Origin of the sequence: Serratia oryzae, from assembly GCF_001976145.1 — a bacterium.
Classification (GTDB): domain Bacteria; phylum Pseudomonadota; class Gammaproteobacteria; order Enterobacterales; family Enterobacteriaceae; genus Chania; species Chania oryzae.
In genome coordinates, this window is record NZ_MOXD01000006.1 from 55,195 (window position 1) to 75,358 (window position 20,164).

The 20,164-nt window shown below is 53.2% G+C and carries 17 protein-coding genes; 6 read left to right on the plus strand and 11 right to left on the minus strand.

Features of this window, described 5'->3' with window-relative positions:
• Nucleotides 1-131: 131 nt before the first annotated feature.
• The 3 genes from recX to pncC form a co-directional block, all read right to left on the minus strand.
• A complete protein-coding gene (gene recX, locus BMI79_RS12305) occupies nt 132-665 on the minus strand; it encodes a recombination regulator RecX (RefSeq protein ID WP_076942430.1) in 534 nt (177 codons plus the stop codon).
• A gap of 62 nt (nt 666-727) precedes the next feature.
• Nucleotides 728-1,792, minus strand: a complete 1,065-nt coding sequence (recA, locus tag BMI79_RS12310) for a recombinase RecA (RefSeq protein ID WP_076942431.1) — start codon at nt 1,790-1,792, stop codon at nt 728-730.
• Between the two features lie 112 nt (nt 1,793-1,904).
• Entirely contained in the window at nt 1,905-2,393 is a 489-nt protein-coding gene (gene pncC / locus BMI79_RS12315) for a nicotinamide-nucleotide amidase (RefSeq protein WP_076942432.1), read from the minus strand.
• 235 nt (nt 2,394-2,628) lie between these two features.
• Here pncC and BMI79_RS12320 point away from each other — a divergent pair, with 235 nt between their 5' ends.
• Nucleotides 2,629-4,005 (plus strand): MFS transporter, encoded by a 1,377-nt coding sequence (locus BMI79_RS12320; protein ID WP_076942433.1) that lies wholly within the window; start codon nt 2,629-2,631, stop codon nt 4,003-4,005.
• A gap of 74 nt (nt 4,006-4,079) precedes the next feature.
• Here the strand turns inward: BMI79_RS12320 and mltB are convergent, their stop codons facing one another.
• A complete protein-coding gene (gene mltB / locus BMI79_RS12325; protein ID WP_076942434.1) occupies nt 4,080-5,159 on the minus strand; it encodes a lytic murein transglycosylase B in 1,080 nt (359 codons plus the stop codon).
• Between the two features lie 273 nt (nt 5,160-5,432).
• Between mltB and BMI79_RS12330 the strand changes: the two genes are divergently transcribed.
• Nucleotides 5,433-6,170 carry a carbonic anhydrase gene (locus BMI79_RS12330; RefSeq protein WP_076942435.1) on the plus strand — a complete coding sequence of 246 codons (738 nt, stop codon included), beginning with the start codon at nt 5,433-5,435 and terminating at the stop codon, nt 6,168-6,170.
• 79 nt (nt 6,171-6,249) lie between these two features.
• Here BMI79_RS12330 and BMI79_RS12335 read toward each other — a convergent pair whose 3' ends face one another.
• Together BMI79_RS12335 and zraS are read right to left on the minus strand one after the other, a co-directional pair.
• Nucleotides 6,250-7,593: a sigma 54-interacting transcriptional regulator gene (locus tag BMI79_RS12335; RefSeq protein WP_076942436.1), complete on the minus strand. Its 1,344-nt coding sequence runs from the start codon at nt 7,591-7,593 to the stop codon at nt 6,250-6,252.
• Complete coding sequence (gene zraS / locus BMI79_RS12340) at nt 7,580-9,019, minus strand: two-component system sensor histidine kinase ZraS (RefSeq protein ID WP_076942437.1); 1,440 nt, start codon at nt 9,017-9,019, stop codon at nt 7,580-7,582. Before zraS ends, BMI79_RS12335 begins: the two co-directional genes overlap by 14 nt.
• Before the next feature lie 335 nt (nt 9,020-9,354).
• On the opposite strand from zraS, the gene BMI79_RS12345 reads away from it, so the two are divergent.
• The 4 genes from BMI79_RS12345 (at nt 9,355) to mutS (ending at nt 15,312) form a co-directional block, all read left to right on the plus strand.
• Complete coding sequence (locus BMI79_RS12345) at nt 9,355-9,798, plus strand: periplasmic heavy metal sensor (protein ID WP_076942438.1); 444 nt, start codon at nt 9,355-9,357, stop codon at nt 9,796-9,798.
• A 324-nt stretch (nt 9,799-10,122) separates the two neighbouring features.
• Complete coding sequence (locus tag BMI79_RS12350; protein WP_076942439.1) at nt 10,123-10,590, plus strand: outer membrane lipoprotein; 468 nt, start codon at nt 10,123-10,125, stop codon at nt 10,588-10,590.
• A 152-nt stretch (nt 10,591-10,742) separates the two neighbouring features.
• Nucleotides 10,743-12,194 (plus strand): alpha/beta hydrolase, encoded by a 1,452-nt coding sequence (locus BMI79_RS12355; protein WP_076942440.1) that lies wholly within the window; start codon nt 10,743-10,745, stop codon nt 12,192-12,194.
• Between the two features lie 562 nt (nt 12,195-12,756).
• Nucleotides 12,757-15,312: a DNA mismatch repair protein MutS gene (gene mutS / locus BMI79_RS12360; RefSeq protein ID WP_076942441.1), complete on the plus strand. Its 2,556-nt coding sequence runs from the start codon at nt 12,757-12,759 to the stop codon at nt 15,310-15,312.
• Nucleotides 15,313-15,385: 73 nt separating this feature from the next.
• Here the strand turns inward: mutS and rpoS are convergent, their stop codons facing one another.
• From rpoS to truD, 5 genes are all read right to left on the minus strand, one after another.
• A complete protein-coding gene (rpoS, locus tag BMI79_RS12365; RefSeq protein WP_076942442.1) occupies nt 15,386-16,384 on the minus strand; it encodes an RNA polymerase sigma factor RpoS in 999 nt (332 codons plus the stop codon).
• A gap of 53 nt (nt 16,385-16,437) precedes the next feature.
• Nucleotides 16,438-17,424, minus strand: a complete 987-nt coding sequence (gene nlpD, locus BMI79_RS12370) for a murein hydrolase activator NlpD (RefSeq protein ID WP_083704434.1) — start codon at nt 17,422-17,424, stop codon at nt 16,438-16,440.
• Nucleotides 17,425-17,751: 327 nt separating this feature from the next.
• Nucleotides 17,752-18,378 (minus strand): protein-L-isoaspartate(D-aspartate) O-methyltransferase, encoded by a 627-nt coding sequence (locus BMI79_RS12375; protein WP_076942444.1) that lies wholly within the window; start codon nt 18,376-18,378, stop codon nt 17,752-17,754.
• Nucleotides 18,372-19,133, minus strand: coding sequence for a 5'/3'-nucleotidase SurE (gene surE, locus BMI79_RS12380; RefSeq protein ID WP_076942445.1), 762 nt, complete (start codon nt 19,131-19,133; stop codon nt 18,372-18,374). The genes BMI79_RS12375 and surE overlap by 7 nt, the downstream gene beginning before the upstream one ends.
• The gene (gene truD, locus BMI79_RS12385) at nt 19,114-20,160 is read right to left on the minus strand and encodes a tRNA pseudouridine(13) synthase TruD (protein WP_076942446.1); all 1,047 of its coding nucleotides are present in this window, start codon (nt 20,158-20,160) and stop codon (nt 19,114-19,116) included. Before truD ends, surE begins: the two co-directional genes overlap by 20 nt.
• Between the last annotated feature and the right edge of the window lie 4 nt (nt 20,161-20,164).

Consider the following 20,164-nt stretch of genomic DNA (forward strand, 5'->3'; position numbering starts at 1 on the left):
TTTTCCTGGAAAGGCTAGAATAACGACACGTGAGCAAGAAGCACGACATCCTGGCGATATCATCTCGCTCACGAACAAAAAGTGTGAATAAGATAAATTTTCTTCAGAGGGAAGTAAAACACCGTGTGCGCTCATTGCGCAAAATCACGGTAAATAGACTGAATTTCTTCCTGGAAGAAGCCCCGATAGAGCAAATAACGCTGCACTTTGGCTTTATCTTTCCATTCTACCGGCAATGGATCGCCAAATTTACGCTGTGCAATCTGCTTCGCCTGCTCACACCAATCGATGTCGCACGCAGCCAATGCCGCCTGCACAATCTCTTTTTCTACGCCTTTCTGCATCAGTTCAGAGCGGATGCGCTGGGCACCATAACCTTTACGGCTCCGCCCGGCGATAAAGCTATTGGCAAAACGTTGGTCATCCAGCCAGTGATGTTGGTAACAATAGGCGATCACTTGTTCAATAACTGCGGGGTTAACGGGTTCTTCGGGGGGATTGTGAGAGGATTGCGAACCGAATCGGGCATTCGCCACAAACGGCTGCGCCGCAAGTTTGCGGCGCAGTTCAGCTTCACTATGATCGCGTTGAGACAATAAGCGCATCGCACGGCTTATTAGCGCATTCTGTTCATTACGCAAAGGCGGGGAAACCGCATCATTCATACCGTACAACCTTAGTGCTCAACAGGCGCACCGCCAAGGGTGCGCATGCTTACCAACAAAGATTAAAACTCTTCGCTGGTTTCTGCTTCGTTATCATCTAAGTCTTCGGCGGCGGTGGCAACCAGTTCGCCATTGCTGTGCAGCAACAGATCGCGCAGCTTTTTATCCAACTCGGCGGCAACCGCCGGGTTCTCTTTCAGGAAGTTGCACGCGTTTGATTTGCCCTGGCCGATCTTCTCACCGTTGTAGCTGTACCATGCACCGGCTTTTTCGATCATCTTGTGCTTCACGCCCAAGTCAACCAATTCGCCACGGCTGTTGATGCCTTCACCATACAGAATCTGGAACTCAGCCTGCTTAAAGGGTGCTGCAATCTTGTTTTTCACCACTTTCACACGGGTTTCGCTGCCAATGACTTCATCACCTTCTTTGATCGCACCAATACGGCGGATGTCCAGGCGGACAGATGCGTAGAACTTCAGCGCGTTACCACCGGTCGTGGTTTCCGGGTTACCGAACATCACACCGATTTTCATACGGATCTGGTTGATGAAGATCAGCAACGTGTTGGCGTTTTTCAGGTTACCGGCCAGCTTACGCATTGCCTGGCTCATCATACGCGCCGCGAGGCCCATGTGTGAGTCACCGATTTCACCTTCAATTTCTGCTTTTGGCGTCAAGGCCGCAACGGAGTCAACGATGATCACATCAACCGCACCGGAACGGGTCAGCGCGTCACAGATCTCCAATGCCTGCTCACCGGTATCCGGTTGAGAGCACAGCAGGTTGTCGATATCAACGCCGAGCTTCTTGGCATAGATAGGATCCAGCGCGTGTTCGGCGTCAATAAACGCACAGGTTTTACCTTCGCGCTGAGCAGAAGCGATAACCTGCAGGGTCAGGGTAGTTTTACCCGAGGATTCAGGGCCATAAATCTCGACAATACGCCCCATAGGCAGACCGCCCGCACCCAGGGCGATATCCAGTGACAGCGAGCCCGTGGAGATCGTTTCTACGTCCATGGAACGGTCTTCACCCAGACGCATGATGGAGCCTTTGCCGAATTGCTTCTCAATCTGGCCCAGTGCCGCAGCTAACGCCTTTTGCTTGTTCTCATCAATAGCCATGTTTGCTCCTTCGTTTTGCAATGCCGGTGTTACCCCACACTGCCACTGAATGTATGTTGTGCAGGAAATGCTGCTAATTATACTGTATGGTCATACAGTATCAAGACTAATTTTATAAAAATTCATCCAGCGCCGTTTGCAACGCAAAAATCGTTGCCTGCAGCCGCACCGCATCACGATCGCCGGTAAAGTGCATTTTACGCGCCAGCACGCGGCCAGAACGCTCGGCAAAACCAAACCAGACGGTGCCGACAGGCTTTTCGGCACTGCCGCCATCAGGGCCTGCGATACCACTGACCGACAGCGCCAGATCGGCCCTGGCGGCCTGCAGCGCGCCCTGTGCCATTTCACACACCACAGCCTCACTCACCGCACCGTGCGCCATCAAGGTCGTTTCCGCCACGTCCAACAGTTCATGCTTTGCCACATTGCTATAGGTGACAAAACCGCGATCAAAATAGGCTGAACTCCCCGCAATGTCGGTAATGGCTTTGGCAATTCCGCCGCCGGTACAAGACTCTGCGCAGGTGATCCACTGGCCACGGGCCTGCAGTTTTTGCCCAACGGCAATGCTGAGCTGACGCAGTGTACTTTCACTCATGATCACTCCTTTTGTGAATCAAGCTATATGCGCCCGATAGTAGCATTTATCAAGCATCGCTGACGGCGTCATGGTGGAAATGCGCGGGGTTTCGCAGGTTGATGCCGTTTTAAGCGGCCGTTCGAACTGCTAGTATCGCAGGCAATGCCCAGATTGCTGCACGGCTTTTGCTATGGGGATACAACACGCTGGCTTGTTCAGACATGAATTTAAACCCTGAAAACAGGAAGGCTGAGTGAGAAAAACGTTAGGCGTATTCTTTCCGTTGTACACCACAACCCTGCTGATGCTGCTAGGTTCAGGGCTACTCACCACTTACATCTCTCTGCGTCTCACCTCGATCAACGTCAGCGGAACCTTGATTGGGGCTATTATCGCCGCCAACTATATTGGCCTGGTGATCGGCGGCAAAGTGGGGCACTTTCTGATCGCCCGCGTCGGCCATATCCGCGCCTATGTTTCCTGTGCCGGGATTATCACCGCAGCGGTACTTGGCCACGGCTTAACGGAATACATCCCGCTCTGGGTGGTGCTGCGGCTGATTATCGGCCTGTGCATGATGTGTCAGTACATGGTGCTGGAAAGCTGGCTGAACGATCAGTCTGAATCCAATCAGCGCGGCAGAGTATTCGGTTTTTACATGGCGGCTTCATATCTCGGTATGTCGCTGGGGCAGGTCGTCCTGATGCTGCAAAGCGATCTCGGCATCACCACACTGTTGCTCATCGCCCTGTGTTTTGCCCTGTGCCTGGTACCGATCGCCCTGACGACCCGCACCAATGCCCGCCATATGTCACCAGCACCCATGGAACTGCGCTATTTTGTCAGGGCCATTCCCAAAGTGCTGGCCAGCACGCTGGTGATCGGCATGGTCGTAGGTTCTTTCTATGGTTTGGCACCGGTTTACGCCAGCCAGCAGGCCCTGACGACGCAACAAACCGGCCTGTTTATGGCGATCGCCATCTTTGCCGGGCTGGTGGCACAGTTCCCACTGAGCTGGCTGTCCGATCGTTACAACCGCACTCTGCTGATGCAAATTAATGCGATCCTGTTGATTATCGCCTCGCTGCCTTTGGCGCTGTTGCCGCATATTGATTTCCCATTCCTGCTAGCGGTGGGTTTTATCGTCAGCATGCTGCAATTCACGTTGTATCCGCTGGCGGTGGCACTGGCTAACGATCTGATTGCACCGGAACGCCGCGTCTCGCTGGCAGCCTGTTTACTGATGGCATTTGGCGTGGGTGCCAGTATCGGCCCGCTGGCCGTCGGCGCACTGATCCAGCCACTGGGAGGTAATATTTTGTATGCGTTTTTTGCACTCTGTGGGGTATTGATTGTTGCCTGCAGCAGAACGGTGAAAGAAGATAAATCGCAGTTTGTACCGGATGCGCCAGTGCCCCATATTGCCATGCCGGACAGCCTGACCAGTTCCCCCCTTTCGCCAGCGTTGAATCCAACGTTTGATGAGCAGATTATTCACGACACCATGCCCGCACCGGAAGCGGCCCCCGATCAGGTTGCAGAATCACTAGAAATGGAAACCTCGCACCCTACGCAAGGCGCGGATCCTGAAGAAGATACCGGGTTGAAAAAGGCCTATACCATGCTGTAAACGCTGAGAGATTGAGCCATTACAGACCCAATCTCTCATCCAACCAGCATTTCCTCGGTGCCTGTTTCTGGTAATCACTGCCCGCGTCGCGCCCTACCAACCGCCTCACCCAACTGCCAAACCGCCATAGCGTAGTGCACGCTGTGGTTGTAGCGGGTGATCGTGTAGAAATTGGGTAACCCGTACCAGTACTGATAGCGGTTGCCCATATCCAGGCGCAGCAGGCTGGCTTGCTGATAACCTGCCAATGAGCCTTGCGGCGTTAAACCTGCCGCAGCCAGCGAACTGATGGCATAGTTGGTTTTAAACCCCGTTTCCAGGCCGGGTGCCTGGCCATTGGCCGGGATCGCGACGGTGCCTCCCCGGGTCCAGCCATGGGCTTTAAAATAGTTGGCAACGCTGCCGATGGCATCAACCGGATCCCACAGGTTGACGTGGCCATCACCATTAAAATCAACCGCGTAGTTTTTAAATGATGAAGGCATAAACTGGCCATATCCCATGGCTCCGGCGTAAGAACCGCGCAGTGACAATGGATCATCACCTTCCGCGCGAGCCATCAGCAGGAACGTTTCCAATTCACCGCTAAAGAATTCTGCACGGCGCGGATACTCAAACGACAGCGTCGCTAAAGCATCAATGATGCGCGTTTTGCCCATCACCCGGCCCCAGCGGGTTTCTACCCCGATAATGCCAACAATGATCTCTGGCGGCACCCCATAAACCTGCCAAGCACGCTGCAGCGCTTCATCATACTTATTCCAGAACGCCACACCGTTTTGCACATTGTCGGGGGTCAGGAACTTGCTGCGATAACGGATCCACGCCCCATTCGGGGTTGAGGAGGGTTGGCCCGACGGCGCTTGTTTATCCATCAGGCGCACGACCCAATCCAACCGTTGCGCCTGCGCCAGCACATCATGCAATTGCTGGCGCTCAAAGCCGTGCTCCTGCACCATTTTATCGATAAAACGGGCCGTTGCTGGATTATTGGCAAAATCTCCGCTCAGCGGATGGATAGCATGTTCTGGCTCAAGTTGAAAACCACTCTGAAGCAAGTTGGCCTCAGGGGCAGCTTGTGCTGTAGAGGCAGGTTCGCTGCTGCAAGCCGCAAGCAAAGGGAGCAACGGTAAAAGGTTGACCAAGTGGCGCATCGGATATCCATATAGCCAGGCAATTAAGAGTGGCTACTATGTTAAGACATTGTCCGGCGTGAACAAACAGGAATATGGCACATATGCACCTGCCCGATAACGGCAAAATACCCCAACGAAAAGTGAGGGGGCATATACACTTATAATACTTACGTCTCTACAGGTGATATCGGCCTAGCCATAAAATGCCAAGCTGCCGCCTTGACCTGGCTGTATTGGTGTAAATCCATAGCCGCATTGTTGTACTAGCGAATAACAAAGAGGAATAACGTTATGAGTAAGCTTCCCGCTCAGGAACCCGCGCGTCGGGCTCTGTTAAAGCGTACCGCCGCCCTTTCCGTGCTTGCAATGACGGGTATTGCCGGTTTTACCATGCCTACCGTTGCTTTTGCTGCGGCGATGACCAAAGAACAACGCGATAAAATGACGCCGGATGACATCATCGCAAGCTTTAAACAAGGCAACATGAGATTCCGCGAAGGGAAGATGCAGCAACACGACTATGTAGCTCAGAAACAGGCCAGCCAACACGGGCAATTCCCAGCGGCGGTTATTTTAAGCTGCATTGACTCGCGCGCTCCGGCGGAGATTCTGCTGGATGTCGGCATTGGTGAAACCTTTAATGCCCGCGTTGCAGGTAACATCCAGAACGACGATATTCTGGGCAGCATGGAGTTCGCCTGCGCCGTTGCCGGAGCCAAAGTGGTATTGGTTATGGGGCATACGGCCTGCGGGGCGGTCAAGGGAGCCATTGATAACGCCGAACTGGGCAACCTGACCGGGCTACTCAACAAGATCAAACCTGCTATCGACAAAACCGTGTATTCAGGAGAGCGTTCCGGTAAAAACGATGCCTTTGTGGATGCGGTAGCCAAGACCAACGTGGCCATGACGATCGACGATATCCGTAAAAACAGCCCAGTACTGAAAAAACTGGAAGAAGAAGGGAAGATAAAAATCGTCGGCAGTATGTATCACCTGGTTGGGGGTGAAGTAGAGTTTCTTTCCTGATCTCTATGGTTAGATAGCATGGGCGCAGCGGCTGAACTCGATCGCTGCGCCTGACTTGAATCACATTTCCCCCGAAATATTATTTCTGCAGCTTGGCCAACAACGTTTTGCGAGTGATACCCAACTGCTTCGCGGCCTCGGTTTTGTTGCCAGCGGTTTTTTCTAACGCTGCGAGGATCGCATTTTTCTCCACCAGTTCCAGCGGTTGAATGGCGTTTTCCATACCACTTTCATGCTGTTCATCAGTGAGCGAATTCATGCTCAACGGCAGCTCTTTTTCACTGATAAAGTCGCCAGTCAGCAGAATAACCCCGCGTTCAACGGTATTTTCCAGTTCACGCACGTTGCCAGGCCAGTGATATTTCAGCAACATATCCATCGCCTGCGGCGTAAAACCTTTGACCGATTTGCGGTTACGCTGGGCAAACTTTTCCAGAAAGTGCATCGCCAATAACGGGATATCCTCGCGGCGTTCACGCAGCGCTGGGCTGTCCACCGTTACCACGTTTAAGCGATAGTAGAGATCCTGGCGAAACCTGCCCGCCTCCACTTCGGCCAGCAGGTCCCGATTAGTGGCAGCGATCAGCCGCACATCCACAGACAAGGTTTGGTTGCTACCCACGCGCTGAATTTCCCGCTCCTGAATCGCCCGCAGTAATTTCGCCTGCATCAGCGGTGAAACTTCACCAATCTCATCCAGAAACAGCGTACCTTGATTCGCCTCCATAAAACGCCCTTCGCGACGCTTGTCGGCGCCGGTAAACGCCCCTTTTTCGTGGCCGAACAGCTCGGACTCCAGCAATGACTCACTCAACGCCGCGCAGTTAATGCTCACCAATGGCCGCTCCTTACGCTGGCTGTTGGCATGTACCGCCCGAGCAATCAACTCTTTGCCAGTACCCGACTCACCACAGATCAACACCGTCGCTTCCGAAGGCGCAATCATGGCGATCATCTCCATCAGGCGGCGCATCGGCGCACTACGACCAATCATGTTACGGTTATCTGCCAGCAGCTTTTGCTTGAGGGTTTTATTCTCAGACTTCAGAGAGGTATGCTCCAGCGCCCGTTCGAGGGTAAGTTGCAATATGTCGAAATCCAGCGGTTTGGTCAGGTAATCATAAGCACCCGATTTTATCGCCTCAACCGCCGACTCAACGTTCGAGTAAGCGGTCATAATCAGGATCGGAATCGCCGGATTGTAGGTTTTGATCGCCTTGAGCGCTTCAATGCCATCCATTTCTGCCATGCGGACATCGGTCAGAATCAGGTCAAACGGCACGCTCCTGGCCTGCTCAACCGCCGCCAAACCGTTGTGTGCCAGCGTAACCCGATACCCCCACCCTTTCATCAGGGCCTGCAGAATGGTGCAATGACTCAGATCGTCATCGACCACCAAAATATGCGCGCTAGGCGTCACCATGTTCAGGAACCTCCGGTTTTTTCTGTCGCACTGGAATCGCCAGCGTAAAACGGGTGCCCGACGGCACATGGCTGGCTACGGTGATGCTACCTTGATGTTCCTCAATCACTTTCTGCACGATGGTCAGCCCCAGGCCAGTCCCCGTGGCTTTGGTGGTGAAATAAGGGTTAAAAATCTTTGCCAGATCGTCTGGACTGATACCTTTGCCGGAATCTGTGACGGTGATAACTAACCGCTCTCCCCCCACCGGCTCAACGCGGACAGCGAGCGAGCCGTCGGTACCAATCGCCTGAATGGCATTCAGATAGAGATTCAACAATGCCTGAGTGAGGCGATCCGGATCGATTTCGACCAGCGGCAAGGCGTTATCGCGACAATAGTGGATCGTGACGTTTCTACTCTCCGCATCCTGGCGAATTAGATGCAGGGAGTGTTCGATCACCTCGTTGATATCCACCTGCTGCAGCCGCAAATCCACCGGGCGCACCAAGGCCAGCAATTCGCTAATCACGCGATCCAGGCGATCTACCTCCTTCGTCATTACCTTAGCCAACGCCTGCTCCTCGCTGCCCTGTGGCGAACGCCCTTCAAAATATTTGGCAAACCCTTTGATCGACGAGAGCGGATTGCGGATTTCATGCGCCAGGCCCGCAGCCAGATCCCCAATAGCCGCCAGTTTTTCTTTCCGGCGGATTTCATCTTGCAGTTGACGGCGGGAGCGGCGGTAGCGCCGCGCCCAGAACAATGCCAGCAGGCTGGTCAAAGCGAGCAACAGCAGAATGAACAGTAAGATTGACGTGTTACGAATATCTTTCGCCTGAGCGGCGTCCAGCGCCAAGGTGTCGAAAGCCACAAAGATGAGGGTGTGTTCTTCGTCCTGGTTATCGAGCGCTGGCGTCTCTGCCGCGCGATGCATATTCATCATATGGCCGCCGTGGCCATTCCCACGTTTCAATGGCTTAAAAAAACGATAGGCTTCAAAGGCATTATGGCGGTTATGTTGTTGATCAACAAATGAGGTCATATGCCACTGCTCTGCGCCCGTTGCTTGCAACGCCTCTATCTGTTGTGCGGTATACAACTGGCTGCCAACCCGCATCGGATCGCTATGAGCCAGGATCTTGCCTGAACGATCGGTTATCGCGAGATACAGCACCCCCGGTTGGTAAGCCATCTCCTCCAGCAGGATCTGGCGCTGATCCTGACGCCAGCGCATGCCCATACCGGTACGGGCACCGGATTCAAACGAACGGATCAGCACCGCACTTTTGTCACGCAGGCTCTGGATCTCAACCTCTCGCCCGCTCTGCAAATCCTTTATCGCCAGCGTGATGATGATACCGATCAACAGCAGCACCGGGCCAATAACGAGCCAGGCGAGTAACACCGAAGATAAGCCCGGTTTTTCTTTAAGTTCCGTCGTCATTAGCATCCTCTTCACTCGGGCTTGCGCTAGCGTGCGGGTAATTATTACTCACACTATCAGTCCTGCGAGTAAAAATAACCCACTTTTTGTCAGGGTCTCGGCAAGCCCATAGCCCCACTCTGCCTGAATCATTTTTTATTCCTGCCGCTGCATTAGCCCTATTCAAAGCCTGTACTCCCTTCCTGACGCGCCTTGGCGGATTAAACGGCCATCAATAACGATCGTTGATTCATTCAATTACCGTGCCAATCCGATCATGGCACGCCTGTTGCACTAACAGGTTGGAACACCTGGCGATATTTCATCTATTGGTATCAGACATAAGGAAATTAATCATGACGCTGAACAAAGCTACCATTGCAGCCATCTTCTCCCTTGCCGCACTGGCGGGTTTCAGTCATCTTGCCATGGCGCAAAACGGTATGAATGGGCCTAACTCACAGCGGGGTATGGGCTACCAGCAAGGCTATATGAGCAGCCTGACACCAGAACAGCAGGCAACCAGTCAGAAGGCTTTCGCGGCATTCCAACTTAAAACGGCCGATTTGCGGCAGCAGATGATGTCAAAGCAATACGAGTACCAAGCGTTGTTAACCAGCAAACCACTTGATGAACAAAAGGTTCTGGCAGTGAGCAAAGAGATTACCGCGTTACGTGACAATCTCTACCAACAGCGCGTTGAGCTGGACACACAGTTGGCAAAAGCGGGCGTACCGGCCATGAGACACCGCATGGGAATGGGAGGTGCAGGCATGCATGGTGGCCGCGGATGCCGTTAAGCGTCGGCCTGTTGGCAAACCGCCTGATTTGATGGCTACTTATTACTTTTCTTGCCGTTAGAACGCTAAGGAGAGAACGCCCGCTGCGGTTCTCTCCTTGCCAATATCCCCCGCTCTTTTTCTAGACGTAAGCTACCATAATCTCAACGCTATGATTTAAATGTAAAATAATAAAATGCACCGTTTATCTGAGATAACTACAGTACTTCCCACCATAATTTTTCTCATCGCTACCTGAATAAAATCAAGTTCCTGCCATACTTCAAACTACGAGACAGTTAGTTTCGTCGCTGATTTACATTCATTAGACATTTTGGGGTTTATATGACTAAAACAATCATTGCTATTACTGTTATGGTCGCAGCCCTTAGTGGCTGTGCCGCTAATAACACCTCCTCCGGTGATACTTTTACTGCCGCGCAGGCCAGGCAGGTTCAGACTGTCACCTACGGAACTTTGGTGTCAGTGAGGCCAGTAACTATTCAGGGAGGTGATGGTAATAATGTCGCAGGTGCGGTTGGGGGGGCCGTGGTAGGCGGTTTATTGGGCAATACCGTTGGCGGTGGCCGTGGACGGAATCTGGCAACGGGCGCGGGAGCCGTTGGGGGAGCCGTAGTTGGCCAGAACGTACAGAGCGCAATGAATCGCAGCAACGGTGTAGAGCTTGAAGTACGTCGTGACGACGGTACGAATATCATTGTAGTTCAGGCCCAGGGAAGCACGCAGTTCCATCCGGGACAACGCGTCGCCATTGCCACCAACGGCCGCACCGTCACCGTATCACCGCGCTAAGCGTTGTTTAAAACATTATCCCTTTGTTTAGGCCGTTCATTGCGGAATGGCTTATCAAAGAGATAGCGTACGCTAAAAAAATTAATGCACTTTTCGGGATGATAGCGAGTTTTCCGGCTCGGTTATTACAATAAAAAACGGAGTTAAGGTATATGTTTATCAAATGGGTTAAACGTCTCGTACTGATGGTGTTGCTTTTAACCATCGGCGCACTGATTGGGCGTATTTATTACACTCAACAAGGTCCGGCACTCCAGCTTTGGCATACTTTTGTCCCCCATGAAATGCGTGCCGATGCGATCGATAAAGCCAGTTGGGCTGACTATTTGAAAGCAGAAAATGCGATTTTCGAAGAAGTTCGGCTGAACGTTACCGATAAGCTAGACAGCAGCACCCAAACGCCGTTGAACCGCTACTATGCCGGAAGCCCTATCTATCCCGAAAAATTCCCCACCGATTGGAATCGTTCATACGTGATGATGCCAGAAGGCAACCCGAAAGGTGCCGTAGTGTTATTACATGGGCTGACCGATACCCCTTACAGCCTGAGGCACATTGCAGATAATTATCGCCAACAAGGCTATGTTGCCGTCGGTATTCGCTTGCCCGCACACGGAACCGTTCCGGGTGCGTTGACCAATGTTGAATGGCAGGATTGGCTGGCCGCAACACGCCTGGCGGTGCGTGAAGCAAAAAGCCTCGCTGGCGATGACGTGCCTTTGCACATCGTCGGTTTCTCCAACGGTGGCGCATTGGCGATGAAGTACACGCTGGATACGCTGGATGATGCCACATTGGCAAAACCTCAGCGCGTGGTGCTGATTTCCCCAATGATTGGCGTAACCAGCTTTGCTCGTTTTGCCGGCATTGCCGGCTGGCCTGCCATCTTCCCGGCGTTTGCCAAGGCGGCCTGGTTGGGCATCGTACCCGAGTTCAACCCGTTCAAATACAACTCATTCCCGGTTAATGCGGCACGCCAGTCTTTCCAGTTGACGCAGGAATTGCAAAAGCAGATCGCGAGTGATTCGCGTAACAATAAGATGGCGGAGCTACCGCCGATTCTGACCTTCCAGTCAGTGATGGATTCAACGGTCAGCACCCGGGCGGTGATTACGGCACTGTATAATCATCTGCCTGCTAACGGCAGTGAAGTCGTGCTGTTCGATTTAAATCAGGCGGTTGCGTTTGGGCCATTGCTCAGAACGTCTTCCTATACCGCGCTGCCTAGGTTGTTACCCGCACCGCCGCGTAACTACAAAGCGACCATCGTCACTAACGTGACACCGGAAACCACCGATACCGAGGCGCGTACCACTGCGGCCGGGCAAACCGCAGAAACCACCGAAAAGCTGGGTATCACCTACTTGCCGGATATCTTCTCACTGTCGCACGTTGCGTTACCCTTCCCGCTGAGCGATTCACTGTACGGGCGTTACCCTGATCCGCGTAATCAGTACGGTATCAGCCTGGGAACCTTCGCCGCACGCGGTGAACGGGCAGTGCTGGTGGTGGGGTTGGATTCGCTGATGCGTTTATCTTCAAACCCGTTCTTCCCGTACATGCTCAAACGCATTGATGACAATATCGGGATACAGCCGAAATAAAGCAGGCCTTCTTATGGCTGGTGCGTAACCACCACCAGCCATGATTGTTTACTCAGTGATTCCCTCAGCCTTTATTTGCGAGTATTAGCAGCCCTTGCCCCGTTTCTGACGGCCCTAACTTATTTTCTTTCAACACAATCGCAGGGCGTAAGCTCATTCCTGATTTGAATTAATTCTTGCAACCTTACTCAAACCGTTACAAACGAAGTTTGCGAGACGTTTCCAGTTTTTACCTGTGACAGTTTATTGATCGCTGGGCTAGTATAGCGCTGGAAAGAGGCATCAATCCCCATACAGGCTTTGGCCCATACCGATAGCAGTTCGTTTTTTTATCCGTTGGCGTCATCATCTTGATGCCTTTGGGATCACAAAGGTTTGCCAGCCTGTTTGCCCGTCATATATGCTCCGCTTTATGACCAACTGATTGATTTAATTATGCTGACTCCTATTTTCAGCTCCACACGTGAGATGCAGTGTTTTTTCATGAGACAACGTGATACCCAATGATGACAACGAAAATCACAATAAACTTTAAATTCAATGGATTGGAAACGGTAACTTTATGACGAGCACCGAAAATTTCGATTCACACACGCCAATGATGCAGCAGTATCTTCGCCTGAAGGCACAGCATCCGGAGATCCTGCTGTTCTACCGGATGGGTGACTTCTATGAACTGTTTTATGATGATGCCAAGCGCGCATCCCAGTTGCTGGATATCTCACTCACCAAACGTGGCGCATCAGCAGGCGAGCCTATTCCAATGGCAGGCGTTCCTCACCATGCGGTGGAAAACTATCTCGCCAAACTGATACAACTGGGTGAATCAGCAGCGATTTGCGAACAGATTGGCGACCCAGCCACCAGTAAAGGCCCGGTGGAACGTAAAGTTGTCCGCATTGTCACCCCAGGCACCATCACCGATGAAGCCTTGCTGCAGGAAAGGCAGGACAACCTGCTGGCTGCCATCTGGCAAGATGCTCGCGGTTTTGGTTACGCTACGCTGGATATCAGCTCTGGCCGCTTCCGCGTTGCCGAGCCAGAAGATCTCGAAACCATGGCAGCCGAACTGCAGCGTACCAACCCGGCAGAGCTTCTCTATCCGGAAAGCTTCGAACAGATGGCGCTGATCGAACAGCGCCACGGCCTGCGCCGCCGCCCGCTGTGGGAGTTTGAGCTGGAAACCGCCCGCCAGCAGCTGAACTTGCAATTCGGTACCCGCGATCTCACCGGTTTTGGCGTTGAACAGGCACATCAGGCCCTGCGGGCTGCAGGTTGCCTGCTGCAATATGTCAAAGACACCCAGCGTACTTCGCTGCCGCATATCCGCGGGATCACCATGGAACGCCAGCAGGACGGTATCATCATGGATGCGGCCACCCGTCGCAATCTGGAGATCACGCAAAGCCTGTCCGGTGGCAGCGAGAACACGCTGGCAGCGATCCTTGATCGTACCGTCACACCGATGGGTAGCCGGATGCTGAAGCGTTGGTTGCACATGCCGACCCGCGACGTCAACGTGCTGAATCACCGCCAGCAGGCTATCGCTTCATTGCAGGAGCTGAGTAACGATCTGCAGCAGCCGCTACGCCAGGTCGGCGATCTGGAGCGTATTTTGGCACGCTTGGCTCTGCGTACCGCTCGCCCGCGCGATCTGGCACGTATGCGCCACGCTTTCCAACAATTGCCGGAGATCCGCACATTGCTGGAAAACACCGTAACGCCGCACGTGCAGAAACTGCTGTCGCAGGTCGGGCAATTTGATGAATTACAGGCATTGCTGGAACGCGCCATCGTTGAAACACCGCCGGTGCTGGTACGCGATGGCGGCGTCATCGCCCCCGGTTATAACGAAGAACTGGATGAATGGCGAGCGCTGGCCGACGGCGCGAGTGACTATCTGGATCGCCTTGAGATCCGTGAGCGTGAAAAACTCGGTTTGGATACGCTGAAAGTGGGCTTCAACGGCGTGCATGGTTACTACATTCAGGTCAGCCGTGGGCAAAGCCACCTGGTGCCGATCCATTATGTACGTCGCCAAACGCTGAAAAATGCCGAACGCTATATCATTCCTGAACTGAAAGAGTACGAAGATAAGGTGCTAACCTCGAAAGGGAAAGCGCTGGCGATCGAAAAAGGGTTGTATGATGAATTGTTCGATCTGCTGTTGCCACATCTTGAAGAACTACAGCAAAGTGCCGGAGCCTTGGCGGAGCTGGATGTCTTGGCCAACCTGGCTGAACGGGCAGAAACGCTGAACTACGCCTGCCCAACCATGAGTGAACAAGCGGGTATTCACATCACCGAAGGCCGTCACCCGGTCGTGGAGCAGGTGCTGAGTGAACCTTTCATCGCCAACCCGGTTTCACTGTCGCCACAGCGGCGTATGCTGATCATTACTGGCCCCAATATGGGGGGTAAAAGTACCTATATGCGCCAAACGGCGCTGATTGTGTTGATGGCGCATATTGGTAGCTTCGTTCCCGCAGCTAAAGCCACCATTGGCCCGATAGATCGCATCTTTACCCGCGTGGGTGCCGCAGACGATCTGGCTTCCGGCCGTTCTACCTTTATGGTGGAAATGACCGAAACTGCCAATATTCTGCATAACGCTACAGAAAACAGCTTGGTGTTGATGGATGAGATTGGTCGAGGCACCTCGACCTATGATGGACTGTCTCTTGCCTGGGCCTGTGCCGAAAATCTGGCTAACCGCATCAAGGCCATGACATTGTTCGCCACACATTACTTCGAGCTCACCACCCTGCCAGAGAAAATGGCGGGCGTGGTCAACGTGCATCTGGATGCGCTGGAACACGGCGATACTATCGCCTTCATGCACAGCGTGCAGGATGGCGCAGCCAGTAAGAGTTACGGGCTGGCGGTTGCCGCACTGGCCGGGGTACCGCGTGATGTGATCAAACGAGCTCGCCAAAAGTTACGTGAGTTGGAAAGCCTCTCGAGCCAAACCGCTGCCGGTACGGTGGATGCAACCCAGATGACGTTACTCAATGAAGAGGTTTCACCCGCCGTAGAAGCCTTAGAGACACTGGATCCAGACTCCCTGTCACCACGCCAGGCGTTGGAATGGATCTACCGGCTAAAAAGCCTGGTTTGAACCCGCTGATATTACAGGCATAAAAAAACGGTGAGCGCGCTGCTCACCGTTTTCATTCAACAATCAAATTCGCTTATTCGCGGAACAGAGCCTCAATGCTCAGGCCTTGTGTTTGCAGAATTTCACGCAGACGACGCAAGCCTTCAACCTGAATTTGGCGAACACGTTCACGTGTCAAACCAATCTCACGGCCCACGTCTTCCAGCGTTGCCGCTTCATAGCCCAGCAGACCAAAACGGCGAGCCAACACTTCACGCTGCTTGGCGTTCAACTCGAACAGCCATTTAACGATGCTCTGTTTCATATCATCGTCTTGCGTGGTGTCTTCCGGCCCGTTGTCTTTCTCATCAGCCAGAATATCCAGCAACGCTTTCTCAGAATCACCGCCCAACGGCGTATCAACAGAAGTGATACGTTCGTTCAGGCGCAGCATCCGGCTGACATCATCAACCGGTTTGTCGAGTTGCTCCGCAATCTCTTCAGCGCTTGGTTCGTGATCCAGTTTGTGAGAAAGCTCACGCGCGGTACGCAAATAAACATTCAGTTCTTTAACAATATGGATCGGCAAACGGATAGTACGGGTTTGATTCATAATCGCCCGTTCGATCGTCTGGCGGATCCACCAGGTCGCATAAGTAGAGAAGCGGAAACCGCGTTCTGGATCAAACTTTTCGACCGCACGGATCAGACCAAGGTTACCCTCTTCGATCAGATCCAGCAGCGCCAGGCCGCGATTGCTGTAACGGCGGGCAATTTTCACCACCAGCCGCAGGTTGCTCTCTATCATGCGGCGGCGAGACGATACGTCTCCGCGCAATGCACGCCGCGCAAAATAAACCTCTTCCTCTGCAGTCAGCAGAGGGGAATAACCGATTTCGCCCAGGTAGAGCTGCGTCGCATCCAATACGCGTTGGGTAACACCTTGAGACAAGAGCTCGTCTTCTGCCAAATCATTCTCACTGGCCTCTTCCTCTACCAGTGCTTTTTCGTCGAATGACTCAACCTCCGTGGCATTCTCATCGAAATCTGCATCATCATGTAACTCGTTAACTTTCAGCGTATTTTGGCTCATAAGCGGCTCCTACCCGTGATACCGCGAGCAGAATACAACGCATTCTGCCCAATCTATCGCTGCGGAAGATAACGCAGCGGGTTTACGGATTTCCCCTTGTAACGAATTTCAAAATGCAAACGTACTGAACTGGTTCCGGTGCTTCCCATCGTTGCTATTTTTTGCCCCGCCTTGACCTCTTGTTGTTCCCGGACCAGCATTGTGTCGTTATGGGCGTAGGCACTCAGGTAATCATCATTGTGTTTGATGATGATTAGATTACCGTAACCCCGTAAAGCGTTGCCTGCATAGACTACACGGCCATCGGCGGTAGCAAATATAGGCTGCCCACGGGTGCCAGCGATATCGATACCTTTATTCCCACCTTCCGATGAAGAGAAGCTATCAATAACCTTACCGTCAGTTGGCCATCTCCAGCTACTCACTGGAGCGCTATTATTGACGGTACTGCTCACCGAAGGTGTCGCAGTTGGCGCGGTAACAGGAGCGCTGGCGGAACCTGCCACGACCGCTCCTGACGCAGGTAACATCTTACCTACATTCTGTTTACCCGAGTTACCAGAATACGCGTTAGTTGATTGAGAATCAACCGTTGCAGTTTGTATCTGAGAGCTGGATGGTGGCTTCGGTATACCGCCTTTCGTCGCGTCGGTCGCTGCAAGCATTCCGCCGCTGCCATTGGCAGAACCATTGCCAAGTTGGATGGTTTGGCCCACTTCCAGATTGTATGGTTGAGGAATATTATTACGCTGCGCCAGGTCACGGAAATCGTTCCCAGTGATCCAGGCAATATAGAACAACGTGTCGCCGCGCTTAACGGTATAAGAGCTACCGCTATAGCTTCCTTTAGGTATGGCATTGTAACTACGGTTGTAAACAATGCGCCCCTTAGAAGACGAGGTGCTACCCGCATTACCTGATACAGCAGCGCCATCATCACCTACGCTGCTGATAGGTGCCGAGGTGGAATTATTATTCGAACAACCTGCCAACCACAAACTTAACATCGTACACACCGCAACTCGGCGCAAAGTAATCATTGGGCTTCCCGTGCTCATGCTTCCCCCATGACAGCAATATCAGTGATATATCCAAAAAATATCCTTTACATCGTAGCTGAGCTTGAGCGTTTTCTCAGCGTTCACAACGAAAGGTTCCCTCGACCGATCCCTGAACACCAGGTGATCTTTCGCCGGGGAGGCAAAAAAGCAGCACCGCCAATGCTCAGCGCATTGGCACTGCCACCGCATAAGACAACAACACAGAAAAACAATTGTATTGAAAATTAATATTATCGAAACGCTAAAACCTTAACCGGACATTATGAAAGTGCAACAGATTTCTTACTGGGCGACAAACTCTTCGCGCTAGGCCAGTTCACCTTTCACCAGTGGAACAAACCTCACGGCCTCTACGGCATCGATCGAAAACTCATTGCCATAACGCTGAATACGTTTCAGCGTTTGCGCCTGCTCCCCCACCGGCAATACCAGAATGCCGCCGTCGTCCAGTTGCTGCATCAGCGCCTGTGGAATTTCTGGCGGCGCCGCGGTCACAATGATCGCATCAAACGGCCCGCGTGATGCCCAGCCCTGCCAACCATCGCCATGGCGCGTTGAAACGTTGTGAAGATCGAGCTGTTTCAGGCGGCGTTTTGCCTGCCACTGCAGCCCTTTGATGCGCTCAACAGAACAAACATGCTGCACCAGATGGGCCAGGATCGCAGTCTGGTAGCCGGACCCTGTACCAATCTCCAGCACTCTGGAGGTTTGTGTCAGGTTCAACAGTTCCGTCATACGCGCCACCATATAAGGCTGGGAAATCGTCTGGCCCGAACCAATAGGCAATGCGGTATTTTCATAAGCCTTGTGTTCCAGCGCCTCATCAACAAAACGCTCACGCGGCACATCTTCGATTGCCTTGAGCAATCGTTCGTCCCTAATCCCTTGCTGGCGCAACTGCGTCAACAATGTCTGTATGCGTTTGTTCACCATTCCCCGCTAACCTCTACTTTGGTTAACCATGTTGTTAACACATTCTGTGCACCATAGGCGGTCAAATCCACCTGCAAAGGCGTGACGGCAACATACCCTTGCTCCACCGCAGCAAAATCAGTGTCTGGGCCGGCGTCGAATTTATCCCCCGGCGGCCCAATCCAATACAGATTCTGCCCACGCGGATCCTGCTGGCAAAAGACTTTATCTGCTGGATGTCGGCTACCACAGCGGGTCACACGTATCCCTTTGATCTCCGAAAGCGGTAAATCGGGCACGTTGATATTGAGGATTTTGCCGGTACGCAGCGGTTCACGCTGTAAAGCGCGCAATAGGGAACAGGCGATCACCACCGCCGTATCATAATGCTGGTGGCCATTCAGCGACACCGCAAGCGCCGGCAGGCCCAGATGGCGGCCTTCCATAGCGGCAGCAACCGTGCCGGAATAAATAACATCATCCCCCAGATTCGGCCCGGCATTGATGCCAGATACCACCACATCGGGTGCCGGGCGCATCAACGCATTAACCCCCAGGTAGACGCAGTCCGTCGGTGTCCCATGTTGCACCGCTATATCGCCATTTGGCATGGTCAGCGTGCGTAATGGCGACTCCAGCGTCAGCGCATTGGAGGAACCGCTGCGGTTACGATCGGGTGCCACCACCTGCACCTCGGCAAATTCACGCAGCCGCTTGGCCAGCGCCTGAATGCCCGGTGCTGAAACACCGTCGTCATTACTCAGTAATATCCGCATCACTGTTATCCTGCTGCATGATTTCGCGAACGACGCTGGTAGCAAAACTGCCGGCGGGCAACCAAAAGCGTAATTCAACGGTGACATCATCCCACCAGTTCCACAGCAGTTTCTGCGGCTGCAACAGCAGGGCCCGCCGAGCGGGTTCAACACGCTCGCGCTTTAAAAGCGTAAGCAATTCGTGCTGTTCCGCCAAGCACTGCTGTTCAAATTTCAGTGCTTCCCCAACGGTGCCGGGCTCACCATCCCCCGGCAGGGGGGCAGTAATCAGCAACTCACCGGCATCCAAGCGCTGCTGCAGGCCAACCAGCTCTTCGGATTTGGCTACAAACCAACTGCCGCGCCCGGCAAGCTGCAACGCATCACCTTCCAGCACGGTACGCTGTTGCTGGTTGGCCAAACGCTGGCTGGTAATCAGGTTGAACAGAGCGCTACGACTGGCGGAGAGGTAGAAACTGCGCTTACTGCGCTCTTTGACTCGAATCTCGTCCTTGGCCCAGCGACGAGCCATGATCAGGTTATTACCGCCGCGCCCAAAGCGCTGGCTGCCGAAGTAGTTCGGCACGCCCCCCGCGGCAATGGCCTGCAAACGCTGCTCCACGTCTTGGCGATCGCTGATATGGCGCAACACCAGGGTAAAGTCGTTGCCTTTCAAAGTGCCGATACGCAGCTTGCGCAGATGGCGCACGGCTTGCAACACTTCGCAGCCTTCAAGCGCAAAGTGAGTAAAATCAGGGGATTCTTTGCCCGGCAGATGCAGGCAGAACCATTGCTCGGTCACCGCGTGACGGTCTTTCAAACCGGCATAGCTAACTGAACGGGCGTGGATACCGGCAAACTTCGCCAGATAATCGGCCACAAATTGGGTGTTGCAGCCGTTTTTGCGAATGTTCACCAACAGGTGTTCACCTTCACCATCCGGCGTAAACCCCAGGTCTTCCACCACGACAAAATCTTCTGGGTTGGCTTTCAGCACCCCATGGGCCTGAGGCTGGCCGTACAGCCAGGTCAGATTTGCCATATCCATCCGG

Excerpts from the sequence above, each read along its gene's own strand:
- recX (WP_076942430.1), bottom strand. The coding sequence starts at position 665 with ATGAATGATGCGGTTTCCCCGCCTTTGCGTAATGAACAGAATGCGCTA.
- recA (WP_076942431.1), bottom strand. The coding sequence starts at position 1,792 with ATGGCTATTGATGAGAACAAGCAAAAGGCGTTAGCTGCGGCACTGGGC.
- pncC (WP_076942432.1), bottom strand. The coding sequence starts at position 2,393 with ATGAGTGAAAGTACACTGCGTCAGCTCAGCATTGCCGTTGGGCAAAAA.
- mltB (WP_076942434.1), bottom strand. The coding sequence starts at position 5,159 with ATGCGCCACTTGGTCAACCTTTTACCGTTGCTCCCTTTGCTTGCGGCT.
- BMI79_RS12330 (WP_076942435.1), top strand. The coding sequence starts at position 5,433 with ATGAGTAAGCTTCCCGCTCAGGAACCCGCGCGTCGGGCTCTGTTAAAG.
- BMI79_RS12335 (WP_076942436.1), bottom strand. The coding sequence starts at position 7,593 with ATGGTGACGCCTAGCGCGCATATTTTGGTGGTCGATGACGATCTGAGT.
- zraS (WP_076942437.1), bottom strand. The coding sequence starts at position 9,019 with ATGACGACGGAACTTAAAGAAAAACCGGGCTTATCTTCGGTGTTACTC.
- BMI79_RS12345 (WP_076942438.1), top strand. The coding sequence starts at position 9,355 with ATGACGCTGAACAAAGCTACCATTGCAGCCATCTTCTCCCTTGCCGCA.
- BMI79_RS12350 (WP_076942439.1), top strand. The coding sequence starts at position 10,123 with ATGACTAAAACAATCATTGCTATTACTGTTATGGTCGCAGCCCTTAGT.
- BMI79_RS12355 (WP_076942440.1), top strand. The coding sequence starts at position 10,743 with ATGTTTATCAAATGGGTTAAACGTCTCGTACTGATGGTGTTGCTTTTA.
- mutS (WP_076942441.1), top strand. The coding sequence starts at position 12,757 with ATGACGAGCACCGAAAATTTCGATTCACACACGCCAATGATGCAGCAG.
- rpoS (WP_076942442.1), bottom strand. The coding sequence starts at position 16,384 with ATGAGCCAAAATACGCTGAAAGTTAACGAGTTACATGATGATGCAGAT.
- nlpD (WP_083704434.1), bottom strand. The coding sequence starts at position 17,424 with ATGATTACTTTGCGCCGAGTTGCGGTGTGTACGATGTTAAGTTTGTGG.
- BMI79_RS12375 (WP_076942444.1), bottom strand. The coding sequence starts at position 18,378 with ATGGTGAACAAACGCATACAGACATTGTTGACGCAGTTGCGCCAGCAA.
- surE (WP_076942445.1), bottom strand. The coding sequence starts at position 19,133 with ATGCGGATATTACTGAGTAATGACGACGGTGTTTCAGCACCGGGCATT.
- truD (WP_076942446.1), bottom strand. The coding sequence starts at position 20,160 with ATGGATATGGCAAATCTGACCTGGCTGTACGGCCAGCCTCAGGCCCAT.